Genomic DNA, 15,487 nt, shown 5'->3' with positions numbered 1-15,487 from the left:
CATTTGACGCTCGACTGATGCATCCACCATCACCGCTCGCAGCCTCTCGACCATCCGCTCATGGCGTCGCCAGGGCGAAGCGCCTACCCTGCGCACCTCGAGACTCGAGTACGCTCAGCACATAGAGAGTTAACCCGCATGCCCACCCGTTCCAAGATCATCTACACCTTCACCGACGAAGCCCCCGCCCTCGCCACCTACTCGCTGCTGCCGATCATCGAAGCCTTCACCGCTTCGGCTGACATCGCCGTCGAAACCCGCGACATTTCCCTGGCTGGCCGTATCCTCGCGGCGTTCCCGGAACAACTGGGCGCAGAGAAGCAGGTAGGCGATCACCTGGCGGAACTGGGCCAGCTGGCCACCACCCCTGAAGCCAACATCATCAAGCTGCCGAACATCTCCGCTTCGGTTCCACAGCTGAAGGCGGCGATCAAGGAACTTCAGGCCAAGGGCTTCAACATCCCCGACTACGCCGACGAGCCGGCCAGCGCCGAAGAGAAAGAGTCCCGCGCGCGCTACGACCGCATCAAGGGCAGCGCCGTGAACCCGGTACTGCGCGAAGGCAACTCCGACCGTCGTGCACCGCTGTCGGTCAAGAACTACGCTCGCAAGCACCCGCACAAGATGGGTGCCTGGGCCGCCGACTCCAAGTCGCACGTTGCCCACATGACCCAAGGCGACTTCTACGGCAGCGAGAAAGCCGCGCTGATCGAGGCTGACGACAGCCTGCGCATCGAACTGGTCGGCAAGGACGGTTCCACCAGCGTCCTGAAAGAGAAAACCGCCGTCAAGGCCGCCGAAGTCATCGACTGCGCCACCCTGAGCCGCAAGGCCCTGAAAGCCTTCATCGCCGAGCAGATCGCCGATGCCAAGGCTTCTGGCGTACTGCTGTCGGTACACCTGAAAGCCACCATGATGAAGGTTTCCGACCCGATCATGTTCGGCGTCATCGTCGAAGAGTTCTACAACGACGTGCTGACCAAGCACGCGGCTGCGCTGGCCGAAGTGGGCTTCAACGCCAACAACGGCATCGGCGACCTGTACGCCCGCATCAAGGACCTGCCAGCCGACAAGCAGGCCGAGATCGAAGCCGACATCCAGGCCCTGTACGCCGTTCGCCCGGCCCTGGCCATGGTCAACTCCGACAAGGGCATCACCAACCTGCACGTACCGAGCGACGTCATCGTCGACGCTTCGATGCCAGCGATGATCCGCGACTCGGGCAAGATGTGGAACGCCGCAGGCGAGCTGCAAGACGCCAAGGCGATCATTCCGGACCGCTGCTACGCCGGCATCTACCAGGCCACCATCGAAGACTGCAAGAAAAACGGCGCCTTCGATCCGACCACCATGGGCAGCGTACCGAACGTTGGCCTGATGGCGCAGAAAGCCGAAGAGTACGGTTCCCACGACAAGACCTTCCAGATCAAGACCGACGGCGTCGTACGCGTGGTCGATGGCAAGGGCAACGTCGTTCTGGAGCAGAACGTCGAAGCCGGTGACATCTTCCGCATGTGCCAGACCAAGGACGCACCGATCCAGGATTGGGTGAAACTGGCTGTCAACCGCGCCCGCCTGAGCAACACCCCTGCGGTGTTCTGGCTGGACCCGGCTCGCGCCCATGACGGCGTGATGATCGAGAAGGTACAGAAGTACCTGAAGGATCACGACACCACTGGCCTGGACATCCGCGTCCTGGCACCGGTCGACGCCATCAAGTTCTCCCTGGCTCGCATCCGCGAAGGCAAGGACACCATCTCGGTGACCGGCAACGTGCTGCGCGACTACCTGACCGACCTGTTCCCGATCATGGAACTGGGCACCAGCGCCAAAATGCTGTCGATCGTGCCACTGATGAACGGTGGCGGCCTGTTCGAGACCGGCGCCGGCGGTTCGGCACCCAAGCACGTGCAGCAGCTGGTCGAAGAGAACTTCCTGCGTTGGGATTCGCTGGGTGAATTCCTGGCCCTGGCTGCCTCCCTCGAGCACCTGGGCAACACCTACGACAACCCACGTGCCAAAGTACTGGCCAACACCCTGGACCAGGCCACTGGCAAGTTCCTCGACACCAACAAGTCGCCTTCGCGCAAGGTCGGCGGTATCGACAACCGCGGCAGCCACTTCTACCTGACCCTGTACTGGGCCCAGGCCCTGGCTGCCCAGAGCGACGACGCTGCCCTGCAGGCACGCTTCGCCCCACTGGCCAAGACCCTGACCGAGAACGAAGCGACCATCGTCGCCGAGCTCAACGCCGTCCAGGGCAAGCCGGCCGACATCGGTGGCTACTACGCGCCTGATGCCGAGCTGACCGCCAAGGTGATGCGCCCAAGCCAGACCCTGAACAGCGCCATCGCCGCCCTGTAAGGTTCGCTTGAAGTAACAGCACAAACCCCGGCCACGCACCGGGGTTTGTGCTTTCTGGATAAATGATATCTAGCGGCCAATGCGAACCCTTAGGGAGCTGTTCATGACCTGGCAACCCCACATCACCGTCGCCACCATCGTCGAACACGAGGGCAAATTCCTCTTCGTCGAGGAGTTCAAGGCTGGCAAGCACGTCTTCAACCAACCCGCCGGCCACCTCGAAGCCAACGAAACCCTGCCCCAGGCCGCCCTGCGCGAAACCCTCGAGGAAACCGCCTGGGAGGTCGAATTGACCGGCGTGGTCGGTATCTACCTCTACACCGCGCCGAGCAACGGCGTGACATACCAGCGTATCTGCTTCGCCGCCCGCCCCCTGCGCCACCACCCCGAGCGAGTCCTGGACAGCGACATCACCCGCGCCCTGTGGCTGACCCGCGACGAACTGCTGGCCGACCCCACGCGCTGGCGCAGCGAGTTGGTGCCACGCTGCCTCGACGACTATCTCGCAGGCCCGCTGCACAGCCTCTCGCTGCTGCGCGACTGACGCGGATGCGCCGTCCTGATAGAATCGGAATTTTTCCCCCAGATACACATCGGTAGCCATGACCAGCCCAACACCCAAAGACCCTTCCAGGACCCGCGTCATCGTCGGCATGTCCGGCGGCGTGGACTCTTCCGTCTCCGCCCTTCTGCTCATGGAGCAGGGCTACCAGGTGGAAGGTCTGTTCATGAAAAACTGGGAGGAGGATGACGGCACCGAGTACTGCACCGCCCGCGAAGACCTCGCCGACGCCCAGGCCGTGTGCGATCGCATCGGCATCAAGCTGCACACCGCCAACTTCGCCGCCGAATACTGGGACAACGTGTTCGAGCACTTTCTCGAAGAGTACAAGGCCGGCCGTACACCCAACCCGGACATCCTCTGCAACCGCGAAATCAAGTTCAAGGCCTTCCTTGACTACGCCCTGTCGCTGGGTGCCGACCTGATTGCCACCGGTCACTACGTGCGCCGCCGCGATACCGGCGAGCTGACAGAACTGCTCAAGGGCCTGGACCCGAACAAGGACCAGAGCTACTTCCTGCATGCCGTGGGCGGCGCGGAAATCGCCCGCACCCTGTTCCCCGTTGGCGAGCTGGAAAAGCCCGAAGTACGTGCCATCGCCGAAAAACACGGCCTGGCCACGGCGAAGAAAAAAGACTCCACCGGCATCTGCTTCATCGGCGAGCGTCGCTTCAGCGACTTCCTCAAGCAGTACCTGCCCGCCCAGCCTGGCGAGATCCAGACCACCGACGGCGAAGTGATCGGCCAGCACCACGGCCTGATGTACCACACCATCGGCCAGCGCCAGGGCCTGGGCATTGGCGGCCTGAAAGACGCCGGCGACGAGCCCTGGTACGTGCTGGAAAAAGACCTGGCGCGCAACGTGCTGGTGGTGGGCCAGGGCAACGAACACCCGTGGCTGTTCTCCCGCGCCCTGCTCGCCTCGGACATCTTCTGGGTCAACCCGCTCGACCTGAGCAGCCCACGTCGACTCACCGCCAAGGTGCGCTACCGCCAGAGCGACCAGCACTGCACCCTGGAACGCACCGCGAACGGCTACCGCGCGGTGTTCGACGAACCGCAACGCGCCGTGACGCCAGGTCAATCGGTGGTGTTCTATGATGGCGAGGTATGCCTGGGCGGCGGCGTGATCGAGAGCGCCGAGCCTTGGAGCCCACGCGCATGAGCAATCTGCAGGAGCAACTGATCGCCCTTGGCGGCGTGTTCCAGGCCGCAGTGCTGGTCGATCGCATCGCCCGCACCGGGCAGGCCAGCGAAGCCAATATCGGCTGCATGCTCGGCAGCCTGCTGGTACGCGACCCGAACAGCACCCTGGAAGTGTTCGGCGGCGACGACCTGAACCTGCGTGACGGCTACCGCGCACTGGTCGGCGCCCTGGAGCGCGACCCCAGCAGCTTGCAACGCGAGCCGCTGCGCTACGCCCTTTCGATGCTGGGCCTTGAGCGTCAACTGGCCAAGCGTGGCGACCTGCTCGACACCATCGGCAACCGTCTGCCGCAGATCCAGTCGCAAGCCGATCATTTCGGCCTGGTTCACGAAAACGTCATCGCTTCCAGCGGAGCCTTGTACCAGGACACCCTGAGTACCCTGCGTCAGCGCATCCAGGTGCACGGCGACATGCGCTTCCTGCAGCAGGCCAGCAACGCCTCGAAGATCCGCGCCCTGCTGCTGGCGGGCATCCGCGCCGCACGCCTGTGGCGCCAGCTGGGCGGGCATCGCTGGCAGTTGGTGTTCAGCCGACGCAAGTTGCTCAATGAACTGTACGACATGATGCGCGCGCCTTCCTGACCTGTAGGAGCGGGCTTGCGCGCGAATGCGATGCCGGACTCACCGCCGCATTCGCGGGCAAGCCCGCTCCTACAGGAACCGCGACACGCGTTTCGACGGCCGACCTTTGGTCAGCCACCCGACCCAGGCGCAATTTTCATGTATGATATGCGCCCTTCCAAAAGCCTGACTGTCCGAGAACACCCCATGCAGCTCTCTTCGCTCACTGCGGTTTCCCCTGTAGACGGCCGTTACGCCGGCAAAACCCAGGCCTTGCGCCCCATCTTCAGCGAATTCGGCCTGATCCGTTTCCGCGCCCTGGTCGAAGTACGCTGGCTGCAGCGTCTGGCCGCCCACCCGCAGATCGGCGAAGTGCCGGCGTTCTCCGCCGAAGCCAACGCTCTGCTGGACAGCCTGGCGACCGACTTCAAGCTCGAGCACGCCGAGCGTGTGAAAGAAATCGAGCGCACCACCAACCACGACGTCAAGGCGATCGAATACCTCCTCAAGGAGCAGGCCGCCAAGCTGCCTGAGCTGGCCAAGGTCAGCGAGTTCATCCACTTCGCCTGCACCAGCGAAGACATCAACAACCTGTCCCACGCCCTGATGCTGCGCGCCGGTCGTGACGAGGTGCTGCTGCCACTGATGCGCCAGATCGCCGAGGCCATCCGCGCCCTGGCCCACCAGCACGCCGACGTGCCGATGCTGTCGCGCACCCACGGCCAGCCGGCCTCGCCGACCACCCTGGGCAAAGAGCTGGCCAACGTCGTCTACCGCCTGGAGCGTCAGATCGCCCAGGTCGCCGCCGTGCCGCTGCTGGGCAAGATCAACGGCGCCGTGGGCAACTACAACGCCCACCTGTCGGCCTACTCGCAGATCGACTGGGAGCAGAACGCCCGCGCCTTCATCGAAGACGAACTGGGTCTGCAGCTCAACCCGTACACCACCCAGATCGAGCCGCACGACTACATCGCCGAGCTGTTCGATGCCATCGCTCGCTTCAACACCATCCTCATCGACTTCGACCGCGACGTCTGGGGCTACATCTCGCTGGGCTACTTCAAGCAGAAGACCGTCGCCGGCGAAATCGGCTCCTCGACCATGCCGCACAAGGTCAACCCGATCGACTTCGAAAACTCCGAAGGCAACCTCGGTATCGCCAACGCGCTGTTCCAGCACCTGGCCAGCAAGCTGCCGATCTCGCGCTGGCAGCGCGACCTGACCGACTCCACCGTGCTGCGCAACCTGGGCGTGGGCTTTGCCCATAGCGTCATCGCCTATGAAGCCAGCCTGAAGGGCATCGGCAAGCTGGAGGTCAACGAAGCGCGCATCGCCGCCGACCTCGACGCTTGCTGGGAAGTACTGGCCGAGCCGATCCAGACCGTCATGCGCCGCTTCAACATCGAGAACCCCTACGAGAAGCTCAAGGAGCTGACCCGTGGCAAGGGCATCACCCCTGAAGCGCTGCTGACCTTCATCGACGGCCTGGACATGCCGGCCGACGCCAAGGCCGAGCTCAAGCTGCTCACCCCGGCCACCTACATCGGCAACGCAGCCGCCCAGGCCAAACGCATCTGACCTGCGCCCTGCGTACAACGCCCGGCTCAGCCGGGCGTTTTTATTCCCGGACGAAAATTACGTTTTTTCAATAGGTTGAACATGAATCCTGATACTCCACTGCAGCTGCTTGGCGGCCTCACCGCTCGTGAATTCCTGCGCGACTACTGGCAGAAGAAGCCCCTGCTGGTGCGCCAGGCCTTCACCGACTTCGAAAGCCCGATCGATCCGGACGAGCTGGCCGGGCTGGCCCTTGAGGAAGAGGTCGAATCGCGCCTGGTGCTGGAGCACGGCGAACGCCCATGGGAGCTGCGCCGCGGCCCGTTCGAGGAAGACACCTTCGCCACCCTGCCCGAGCGTGACTGGACCCTGCTGGTCCAAGCCGTGGACCAGTTCGTTCCGGAGGTGGCCGAGCTGCTGGAGAACTTCCGCTTCCTGCCCAGCTGGCGTATCGACGATGTGATGATCAGCTTTGCCGCCCCCGGTGGCAGCGTCGGTCCGCACTTCGACAACTACGACGTATTCCTGCTGCAGGGCCATGGCAAGCGCAACTGGAAAGTCGGCCAGATGTGCAACAGCGACAGCCCGCTGATCGAACACGCCGACCTGCGCATCCTCGCCGATTTCGAGCAGAGCGACGAATGGACCCTTGAGCCGGGCGACATGCTCTACCTGCCGCCGCGCCTGGCCCACTACGGTGTGGCCGTGGACGACTGCCTGACCTACTCGGTCGGCTTCCGCGCCCCAAGCGCTGCCGAAGTGCTGACCCACTTCACCGACTTCCTCAGCCAGTTCCTGCCTGACGAAGAGCGCTACAGCGACGCCGACGCCCAACCTGTCAGCGACCCACACCAGATCCAGCACGACGCCCTCGACCGCCTCAAGGCCCTGTTGGCCGAGCACATGGGTGACGAGCGCCTGCTGCTGACCTGGTTCGGCCAGTTCATGACCGAGCCGCGCTACCCCGAGCAGGTGGCAGGCGAGGCGCTGAGCGAAGAAGAGCTGATCAATTATCTCGAACAGGGCGCGATCCTGGTGCGCAACCCGAGCGCACGCCTGGCCTGGTCGGACGTCGACGACAACCTGCTGCTGTTCGCCAGCGGCCAGAGCCGCCTGCTGTCCGGTCATCTGCGTGCTCTTTTGCAACTGATTTGTTCAGCCGACGCCCTGCACAGCGAAAACCTTGTAGAGTGGCTGGAAGACGAAGAAGGCCTCACGCTTGTCTGCCAGTTGGTTCAACAAGGAAGCCTGGGATTTGCCAATGAATAAGATCCGCGTTCGCCTCGCCGACTGGCATAAAGACAACGCCGATATCCATCGTATCCGCAGCGCGGTATTCGTCGCCGAGCAGCACGTGCCGCCAGAGCTGGAGTTCGATGCCGAAGATCCGACCGCGGTCCATTTCCTGGCCATGGAAGGTGACTACCCGATCGGCACCGCGCGCCTGTTGCCAGACGGCACCATCGGTCGAGTGTCGGTGCTCAAGGACTGGCGTGGTCTGAAAGTCGGTGACGCGTTGATGAATGCGGTCATCATCGAAGCGCAGAACCGTGACCTCAAGCAGCAGATGCTCAGCGCCCAGGTACATGCCACACCCTTCTATGAGCGCCTGGGTTTCAAGGTGGTCAGCGAAGAGTTCCTCGAGGCCGGCATCCCGCACGTGGACATGGTCCGCGATTCGCGCGAGATCGCCTGATCGGAAGGGGCCGGCACTGCCGGCCCCTCCGTTGCTCAGGCAATCACGATCTGCCCATCCCCAAGCTCCTGCCCCGCAATCCCCACCAACGTCACGCTATCGCGCCCGAACGACAGCACCAGGTCATCCCCCGCCCGACTCAGGTGGTCACGCCAATCCGGCGCTGCCGTCCCGCCTTCGACGCCCATGAACACCAACCGGTCCTGCCCGGTGAAGTCCAGCACCCGGTCCTGCCCGAAGTGCCCGCTGAACAGAAAGGTGTCTCGTCCACCGCCGCCACTGAGCACATCATTCCCGGCACCGCCCACCAGCACATCGTCGCCTGCCCCACCCACCAGACGATCATCGCCACCCAGGCCGAACAGCCACTGGCCCTGGTTGCCGGCCACCAACTGATCATTGCCTTGTCCGCCGCTGACCGACAGGGCGTAGGGATCCAGCTTGCCGCTGCTGAGCAGCCCATTGACGGTCACTGCGTGACTGACGTCCTTGCTGAAGAACACCAGGCTGCTTTCCTTGCTCACCAGCGCCTCGACATTGCGCACCTGGCTGATCCCACCCTCGGCATCACGCACATACAGCGTGCCCTCGCCATCCCGGGCTATCGAGAAGCGCGCCAGCGCATCCCCCAGATGCAGGGTGTCATGCCCGGCGCCACCGTCTATCAGGTTGAAACCGCCGTCGTCGCGGAAGGTGTCATTGCCGGCACCGCCATACAGGTAGTCGTTGCCGCGCCCGCCGCGGATCAGGTCGTCCTGGGCCGAACCGACAATGAAGGTACTGCCAATGTGCGGCTCGGCGTTGCGATTGAGGTCCTCTACCCAGGTCGAGCCACGGGTGGCGTCGGACAGGTTGCTGACCACCACGGTCGAGTCCCGGCTGGTCCAGGGGTAGAACGGCGAATCCACTACCCGACCCAGGCCATCGGCGTAGGCTGCCGGCAGGTGCGAGAGCCAGGTGGCGATATTGCCGATGGAAAACGGCAGCAGGTTCCACGCGTCGGAGGCGTAGTGGTCATTGAAATTGACGATGTTGTCAGTGGTCGAGGGCTTGGCGGCATCGTGCACGCCCAGGGTCGCCCAGGTCAGCGCCGTGCCGTCGAGCACACGGAACACAGGATCGTTCTCGTAACCGATATTGAGCACCTTGTCGGGGTCGGCAGCCTGCGTGGGCGAGGCGAAGGCAACATAGCGGGCATCCTGGTAGAAGCCGCCCCATCGCGAAGCACTGAGGTCGGCCAGGCTGTTGACCGCCAGCCCGCCAAGGCTGTGGCCGCTGACGGTGATATCGGCACCTGACAAGCCGTGGGCCCTGGCGAACGTCGCGACATCGCCCAGCAGGCGGTCGAAGGCATTACCGGCGTAGTTGCGTGAGTAGTCGGCTGGCCCCAGCGCTGCCAGCAGGTCGTTGATGGCATCGCCGAGGGTGTCGCCAATCAGATTCTCCCGCGGGCCGCTGGTGCCACGAAAGGCGATACCGAGGCCAATAAGCTGGCCATCGCCGGCATAACGGCCGAGCACCTCGACCTGCGCCGAGGTGTAGCCCGGTGCCTCGCCATGGAAGGTGCCACGCGCATCGGTTTTGCCCTGGTAACCCAACTGTGCGGCGCTGATTGGCGTCCAGCCAGCCGCCTTGACCTGCGCCAGGGCCTTGGCCTCGGAGTCGGGATTCCAGGGGATGCCGGGAATCACGCCCTGGCTGTCGGTGCCACCGATCAGAGCCTTGACCAAGGTTGCCGGCAACCCGAGGCCGAAGCCGTGCTTCTGGTAGCCAGCAGAGAAACCGTCGTCGATACCATGATAGGCATAGACCGCCAGGGCCATGGCATCCTTGTAGAGCGCGTAGGAGGCAGCACCGTCGAGCTGACGGTAATCGAACAAAGGCATGATCCGACTTCCTTGTTGTGATTGGAGTGAAGGCCCACAAGCGACATCGTCCATTGACACATCTGGCAGGCGAACGACAACGCTGGCACGGTACCGGCCGGTCATCCAAGCCCGATGTCGGGGCATTCATGCCAAACCTGCGGACATATTTCCTGGCAATAACCTGTACATGCATACAGATAAATCTTGCCTGCACGCGCTGTCTTGCGCATCCTAGTCGCCATCAACCTCGATGAAGCGTTCACGGCCATGCGCCTTTTTCTCTGTGAAAAGCCCTCTCAGGCAAAAGACATCGCCAAGGTACTGGGTGCCAACCGCAAGGCCGACGGCTGCTGGCAAGGCACTGATGTCTGCGTCACCTGGTGTATCGGCCACCTGCTCGAAACCGCACCGCCCGACAGTTATGACGCACGCTACAAACGCTGGTCGCTCGATGATCTGCCGATCATTCCGGAAAAATGGAAAATGCTGGTCAAACCCAAGACCGCCAGCCAGTTCAAGGCGGTCAAGCGTCTGCTCAGCGAAGCCCGGGAGCTGGTGATCGCCACCGATGCCGACCGTGAAGGCGAGATGATCGCTCGCGAACTGGTCGAGCATTGCCGCTACCGCGGGCCGATCCAGCGGCTGTGGCTCTCCGCGCTCGATGACGCCTCGATCCGCAAGGCGCTGGCCCGCCTGCTCCCCGGCAGCGAAACCTTCAGCCTCTATCACTCGGCCCTTGGTCGCTCGCGGGCCGACTGGTTGATCGGCATGAACATGAGCCGCCTGTTCACCCTGCTTGGTCGCCAGTCCGGTTATCAAGGCGTGCTGCCGGTAGGAAGGGTACAGACACCGACACTGCGCCTGGTGGTCGACCGCGACCGCAGCATCGCCGACTTCGTACCAGTTCCCTACTGGGCGATCGAGGTGCAGCTAGCGCATTCGGACCAGGTCTTCAACGCCCAATGGCGTGCACCACAAGACACCTGCGACGATCAGGGCCGTTGCCTGAACCAGGCAATCGCCCAGCAGGCCGCCACCCAGATGCAGGGCGCAGGTAGCGCACAAGTGCTCAAGGTACAGACCGATCGTGTGCGCGAGGCCGCACCCTTGCCTTTTGACCTCGGCACCTTGCAGGAACTGTGCTCGAAGAAGTTCGGCCTCGGCGCCCAGGAAACCCTCGACATCGCCCAGGCGCTCTACGAAACCCACAAGCTGATCACCTACCCGCGCAGCGACTGTGGTTACCTGCCGCTCAGCCAGCACGCCGAGGCGCCCGCCGTTCTCGCCGCCCTGCAACGCGCCGACACGAGCCTCGCCCCCTTGCAGGCGCATCTGGAGCCACACCGCCGCTCCCGTGCCTGGAACGACGCCAAGGTCAGCGCCCACCACGGCATCATCCCCACCGCCGCCGCCAGCGATCCTGCGCGCCTGCCACCCAAGTACAAAGCGGTCTATACCCTGATCCGGGCGCGATACCTGGCGCAGTTCCTGCCCAATCACGAGTACGACCGCACCCAGGCCGAACTGGACTGTGCCGGGCACGCCCTGCGTGCAGTGGGCAAGCAGATCGTCGAACCCGGCTGGCGCCGCGCCCTGCCCGAGGCACTGACCCCAACCAAGGGACGCGAAGCGCCACCCGCGCAAGTCCTGCCGCAACTGCGCGAAGGCGACGACTGCAGGGTCCAGGACCTGCAATTGAAAGACCTGTGGACCCAGCCACCGAAGCCTTTCACCGAGGGCGACCTGATCAAGGCGATGAAGAACGTCGCCAAACTGGTCGACGACCCGCAGCTCAAGCAGAAGCTCAAGGAAACCACCGGCATCGGTACCGAAGCGACCCGGGCCAGCATCATCCAGGGCCTGCTCGACCGCGGCTACCTGGTCAAGCACGGCAAGGCACTGTCCGCCACCCCCGCGGCCTTCAGCCTGATCGACGCCGTGCCACGGGCCATCGCCGACCCCGGCACCACTGCGATCTGGGAACAGGCACTGGACATGGTTCAAAGTGGCGAAATGAGCCTGGAAGAGTTCGTCACCCGGCAGTCGGCCTGGATGGGCAAGCTGGTGCAACGCTGCGCGGGAATGCGCCTGACCATCAGCGGCCCGCCCCTCGCTGCCGGTGGCAAAGGTGCACCCTGGAAGAAAAAACGCCGCAGCAGCGGTAAGGGCAAAACCGCCGGCAGCAAAGCCGCACCTCGTGCAAGCAAATCTCCAAGACGGCCTGCGGGGAAGTCCAGCTGACGATCACATCCTGGGGTGTGTCGCCGCCTCGCCAACGCTCGTCTTGTACAGCATACAAACCCTGAACCCGCTCCGCGCAGGCCCCCATGCAAGCATTACTGCAAGAAATCCTCGATCAGGTCCGCCCGCTGCTCAGCCAGGGCCAGGTCGCCCAGTACATCCCCGCCCTCGCCCAGGTCGACCCGCAACAACTCGGCATCGCCGTACAGAGCCTGGACGGCCAGCTGCATTGCGCCGGGGATGCCTATACGCCCTTCTCGATCCAGAGCATCTCCAAGGTCTTCAGCCTGGTCCAGGCGATCAACCACAGTGGTGAGGATATCTGGTCGCGCCTGGGCTACGAGCCCTCCGGGCAGGCGTTCAACTCGCTGGTACAGCTGGAAGTGGAGAAAGGTCGCCCACGCAATCCTTTCATCAATGCCGGCGCGCTGGTGATCTGCGACATCAACCAGTCGCGCTATGCCACCCCGCCCTTGTCGATGCGCGACTTCGTCCGCCGCCTGGCAGCCAACCCACGCATCGTCAGCGACCCGGTCGTGGCCGACTCCGAATACCAGCATCGCGCCCGCAACGCCGCCATGGCCTACCTGATGCAAGCGTTCGGCAACTTCCACAACGATGTCGACGCCGTGCTGCGCAGCTACTTCCATCATTGTGCGCTATCGATGAATTGCGTCGATGTCGCCCGTGGCTTTGCCTTCCTGGCCAACAGCGGCTACTGCCCGCACAGCGGCGAGCACGTGCTCAGCCCGCGCCAGGCGCAACAGGTGAATGCGATCATGGCCACCAGCGGGCTGTACGACGAGGCGGGTAACTTCGCCTATCGCGTGGGCCTGCCGGGCAAAAGCGGAGTGGGCGGCGGCATTGTCGCGGTAGTGCCGGGGCGCTACAGCATCTGCGTGTGGTCGCCTGCACTGAACGCCTCGGGTAACTCACTGGCGGGGCTGCGGGCACTGGAGCTGCTCAGCGAGCGGATCACCGGCTCGGTGTTTTCCGCGGTGCTGTAGGCCTGACGCTTCAATCGCAGCGCACCTTGAAAAACAAACCCCACCAGGGCGGTCCCTGGTGGGGTTTGTTTTACTACAACTACCCGTAGCCGGGCTGACCCGATGTCAGAAGAAGTTGTAGGTGTAGCTCACGATCAGGCGGTTTTCGTCCTGGTCACGCTGGCCCGATACGTCGGTGCGCAGCGCAGCGTTACGCCACTGCAGGCCCAGGCCCTTGAAGGTACCTTCCTGAACGACGTAGGCCAGGCTGAAGTCACGCTCCCACTCCGAACGGTCCGAGCCCGCCGAGTTGACGTTGGTGCCCTTCAGGTAGATGGCGTTGGCGGTCAGGCCGGGTACGCCGAGAGCGGCGAAGTCGTAGGCGTACTGCGCCAGCCAGGTGCGCTCGCCGGCACGCAGGAACTTGCCGATCTGCACGTCGGTGATCAGGTAGGCACTTGCACCGTCGCCCTGGTTCAGGAATGGGAAGTCGCTGGTGCCGTTGACACGCTGGTAACCGGCGCTCAGCGCGTGGCTGCCCAGCGAGTAGGTGAACTTGGCGCTCCAGGTGCGGTTGTCCACTTCACCGTTGTTCTGGTAGCCCGATGCGCGATAGCCAGCCAGGCGGCCTTCGGTGCTGGCGTTCTTGCCATCGGAATCGCTGTAGAAGTAACGCAGGTCGGACTTCAACGAACCCACTGGCAGCGCCAGGTTGTGGGTCAGACCCAGGAAGTGCTGTTTGTAGAAGTCGTCCAGGTTGCCGTAGTAGTACTGCAGCAGCAGGTCCTTGCTCAGCTTGTAGTCGGCACCGGCGTAGTAGAAGGCGTTGCTGCGACGGTTGGAGGTGGCGGTGGCCGGGTTGCCGTTGGAGCCGGCAATGGTCAGCGATTCCATGTTGGTGCTGTTACGGCCCTTGGCATGCTCGAGCTTGCCGCCGATCAGGGTCAGGTTGTCGATCTCGTTGGAGGTGATCTGGCCACCTTCAAACGTTTGCGGCAACAGACGACCGTCGTTGTAGGTGACTACTGGCAGCTTGGGCTGCAGTACACCGAGCTTGGCTTCGGTCTTGGAGATCTTGACCTTGCCGGTTACGCCCAGGCTGCTGAAGTCGTCAACGGCGCGGCCATCGGAATCGGTCGGGAACACAGTACCGCCCTTGGCGGTGCTAGTCGGGTTGTAGTGGGTACCCTTGCCCGAATCCAGACGGAAACCGGTCAGGCCGATGGCGTCTACGCCGAAGCCAACGGTGCCCTGGGTGTAGCCGGATGTGAAGTTGAAGATGAAGCCTTGGCCCCACTCTTCCTGCTTCGACGGGTTGGCAGTGCCATTGCGGTTGTCAGAGTTGATGTAGAAGTTGCGCGCAGTGACCGAAGCCTTGCTGTCTTCCACGAAACCTGCCGCCTGCGCCCCCAGCGACAAGCTGGCCAGTGCAACGGCCACTGGCAGTGTGCATTTGTACATGTGTGCTCCTTTCTAGCTTTTCTTATAGGCCTCTCGCTGAACGCGAGGGCCGAGTTTCGATACGTTTGAACGTCACGCGTTATTACTTTAACAACAATCGCAAAAGATTTTTATTCGATTGTGCTATAGGAACCGAATGCTAGCAAAAAACCACTATCGGCAGGGAGAAAGGTTTCAGTGCCATGACCTCAGGCAGGGCTTTTACAGATACGCTTGGACGCTACAGCACACCGCTGTTTCGGCTGCTCAGCAAAAAGGATGATGACATGCTGCGAATATTGGGTAAGGCGAGTTCCATCAACGTGCGCAAGGTGCTGTGGACCTGCGCCGAAATCGACCTTCCATTCCACCGCGAAGACTGGGGTTCAGGTTTCCAGCCCACCCAAACCGCTGAATTCCTGGCCCTGAACCCCAATGCCATGGTCCCGGTAATCCAGGACGGCGACCTTACGCTGTGGGAGTCCAATACCATCATTCGCTATCTCGCCAACCGCTATGGGCAAGCGGCAGGGATTTACCCGGCCGACGCAGTGGCCAGAGCGCGTGTCGATCAATGGATCGACTGGCAGGCCAGCGATCTCAATCGCTCCTGGAGCTACGCCTTCATGGCGCTGGTCAGGCAGTCAGCTGCGCATCAGGATGAACAGGCGCTCAATGCCAGCATCAGCGAATGGTCGCGACATATGCAGATCCTCGACCAACAGTTGGCAAAGACTGGCGCCTATGTTGCCGGCAAGGCGTTCTCCCTGGCAGACATTCCAATCGGGTTGTCGGTAAACCGCTGGTTCGAGACACCGTTCGAGCACCCGCACCTGCCTGCAGTGGCTGACTACTACGCGCGCCTGAGCGAGCGGGAAGGCTATCGGCTGCACGGCAGAAACGGAACGCCCTGACCAGGGCAATAACATTATTTTGCATATTAGAATATGCAAAAAATGAATTTCCATCATTTACAGCTGGCCGTTAGATTCTAAGAAGAAGCCCG

At 62.9% G+C, this 15,487-nt stretch carries 12 protein-coding genes; 10 read left to right on the top strand and 2 right to left on the bottom strand.

The genetic code is table 11. The annotated features are described in order from the left end of the window. The first annotated feature begins 138 nt into the window (after positions 1-138). From ACTYOL_RS09835 to ACTYOL_RS09805, 7 genes are all read left to right on the top strand, one after another. Complete coding sequence (locus ACTYOL_RS09835) at positions 139-2,364, top strand: NADP-dependent isocitrate dehydrogenase (protein ID WP_153773012.1); 2,226 nt, start codon at positions 139-141, stop codon at positions 2,362-2,364. Between the two features lie 103 nt (positions 2,365-2,467). After that, positions 2,468-2,908, top strand: a complete 441-nt coding sequence (locus tag ACTYOL_RS09830) for an NUDIX hydrolase (protein ID WP_153773011.1) — start codon at positions 2,468-2,470, stop codon at positions 2,906-2,908. A 58-nt stretch (positions 2,909-2,966) separates the two neighbouring features. Beyond that, positions 2,967-4,091, top strand: a complete 1,125-nt coding sequence (gene mnmA, locus ACTYOL_RS09825; RefSeq protein WP_054892338.1) for a tRNA 2-thiouridine(34) synthase MnmA — start codon at positions 2,967-2,969, stop codon at positions 4,089-4,091. Next, positions 4,088-4,714 carry a high frequency lysogenization protein HflD gene (gene hflD / locus ACTYOL_RS09820; RefSeq protein ID WP_054892339.1) on the top strand — a complete coding sequence of 209 codons (627 nt, stop codon included), beginning with the start codon at positions 4,088-4,090 and terminating at the stop codon, positions 4,712-4,714. Before mnmA ends, hflD begins: the two co-directional genes overlap by 4 nt. A gap of 186 nt (positions 4,715-4,900) precedes the next feature. Further along, positions 4,901-6,271: an adenylosuccinate lyase gene (purB, locus tag ACTYOL_RS09815; protein WP_444757840.1), complete on the top strand. Its 1,371-nt coding sequence runs from the start codon at positions 4,901-4,903 to the stop codon at positions 6,269-6,271. An 81-nt stretch (positions 6,272-6,352) separates the two neighbouring features. After that, positions 6,353-7,519 (top strand): ribosomal protein uL16 3-hydroxylase, encoded by a 1,167-nt coding sequence (locus ACTYOL_RS09810; protein ID WP_444757839.1) that lies wholly within the window; start codon positions 6,353-6,355, stop codon positions 7,517-7,519. Then, positions 7,512-7,946: a GNAT family N-acetyltransferase gene (locus ACTYOL_RS09805; RefSeq protein WP_054892342.1), complete on the top strand. Its 435-nt coding sequence runs from the start codon at positions 7,512-7,514 to the stop codon at positions 7,944-7,946. The genes ACTYOL_RS09810 and ACTYOL_RS09805 overlap by 8 nt, the downstream gene beginning before the upstream one ends. Positions 7,947-7,981: 35 nt before the next feature. Here ACTYOL_RS09805 and ACTYOL_RS09800 read toward each other — a convergent pair whose 3' ends face one another. After that, a complete protein-coding gene (locus tag ACTYOL_RS09800) occupies positions 7,982-9,832 on the bottom strand; it encodes a polyurethane esterase (protein WP_444757838.1) in 1,851 nt (616 codons plus the stop codon). A 249-nt stretch (positions 9,833-10,081) separates the two neighbouring features. On the opposite strand from ACTYOL_RS09800, the gene ACTYOL_RS09795 reads away from it, so the two are divergent. Further along, a complete protein-coding gene (locus ACTYOL_RS09795; protein WP_444758141.1) occupies positions 10,082-12,055 on the top strand; it encodes a DNA topoisomerase III in 1,974 nt (657 codons plus the stop codon). 86 nt (positions 12,056-12,141) lie between these two features. Beyond that, positions 12,142-13,062 (top strand): glutaminase B, encoded by a 921-nt coding sequence (gene glsB, locus ACTYOL_RS09790; protein WP_153773007.1) that lies wholly within the window; start codon positions 12,142-12,144, stop codon positions 13,060-13,062. Positions 13,063-13,167: 105 nt separating this feature from the next. On the opposite strand, the gene ACTYOL_RS09785 is transcribed toward glsB, so the two are convergent. Continuing rightward, complete coding sequence (locus ACTYOL_RS09785; RefSeq protein ID WP_063544244.1) at positions 13,168-14,502, bottom strand: OprD family porin; 1,335 nt, start codon at positions 14,500-14,502, stop codon at positions 13,168-13,170. 266 nt (positions 14,503-14,768) lie between these two features. Between ACTYOL_RS09785 and ACTYOL_RS09780 the strand changes: the two genes are divergently transcribed. After that, positions 14,769-15,395, top strand: a complete 627-nt coding sequence (locus ACTYOL_RS09780; RefSeq protein ID WP_054892346.1) for a glutathione S-transferase family protein — start codon at positions 14,769-14,771, stop codon at positions 15,393-15,395. The last annotated feature ends 92 nt before the right edge of the window (positions 15,396-15,487 follow it).

The sequence above is a fragment of the Pseudomonas sp. A014 genome (genome assembly GCF_052378495.1).
GTDB lineage: Bacteria > Pseudomonadota > Gammaproteobacteria > Pseudomonadales > Pseudomonadaceae > Aquipseudomonas > Aquipseudomonas machongensis.
This window is presented reverse-complemented; position numbering and strand designations above follow the sequence as displayed.

Bases quoted from the DNA above. Each gene is read 5' to 3' on its own strand.
- ACTYOL_RS09805 (WP_054892342.1), top strand. From the start codon at position 7,512: ATGAATAAGATCCGCGTTCGCCTCGCCGACTGGCATAAAGACAACGCC.
- ACTYOL_RS09795 (WP_444758141.1), top strand. From the start codon at position 10,082: ATGCGCCTTTTTCTCTGTGAAAAGCCCTCTCAGGCAAAAGACATCGCC.
- ACTYOL_RS09810 (WP_444757839.1), top strand. From the start codon at position 6,353: ATGAATCCTGATACTCCACTGCAGCTGCTTGGCGGCCTCACCGCTCGT.
- glsB (WP_153773007.1), top strand. From the start codon at position 12,142: ATGCAAGCATTACTGCAAGAAATCCTCGATCAGGTCCGCCCGCTGCTC.
- ACTYOL_RS09780 (WP_054892346.1), top strand. From the start codon at position 14,769: ATGCTGCGAATATTGGGTAAGGCGAGTTCCATCAACGTGCGCAAGGTG.
- purB (WP_444757840.1), top strand. From the start codon at position 4,901: ATGCAGCTCTCTTCGCTCACTGCGGTTTCCCCTGTAGACGGCCGTTAC.
- mnmA (WP_054892338.1), top strand. From the start codon at position 2,967: ATGACCAGCCCAACACCCAAAGACCCTTCCAGGACCCGCGTCATCGTC.
- hflD (WP_054892339.1), top strand. From the start codon at position 4,088: ATGAGCAATCTGCAGGAGCAACTGATCGCCCTTGGCGGCGTGTTCCAG.
- ACTYOL_RS09835 (WP_153773012.1), top strand. From the start codon at position 139: ATGCCCACCCGTTCCAAGATCATCTACACCTTCACCGACGAAGCCCCC.
- ACTYOL_RS09800 (WP_444757838.1), bottom strand. From the start codon at position 9,832: ATGCCTTTGTTCGATTACCGTCAGCTCGACGGTGCTGCCTCCTACGCG.
- ACTYOL_RS09830 (WP_153773011.1), top strand. From the start codon at position 2,468: ATGACCTGGCAACCCCACATCACCGTCGCCACCATCGTCGAACACGAG.
- ACTYOL_RS09785 (WP_063544244.1), bottom strand. From the start codon at position 14,502: ATGTACAAATGCACACTGCCAGTGGCCGTTGCACTGGCCAGCTTGTCG.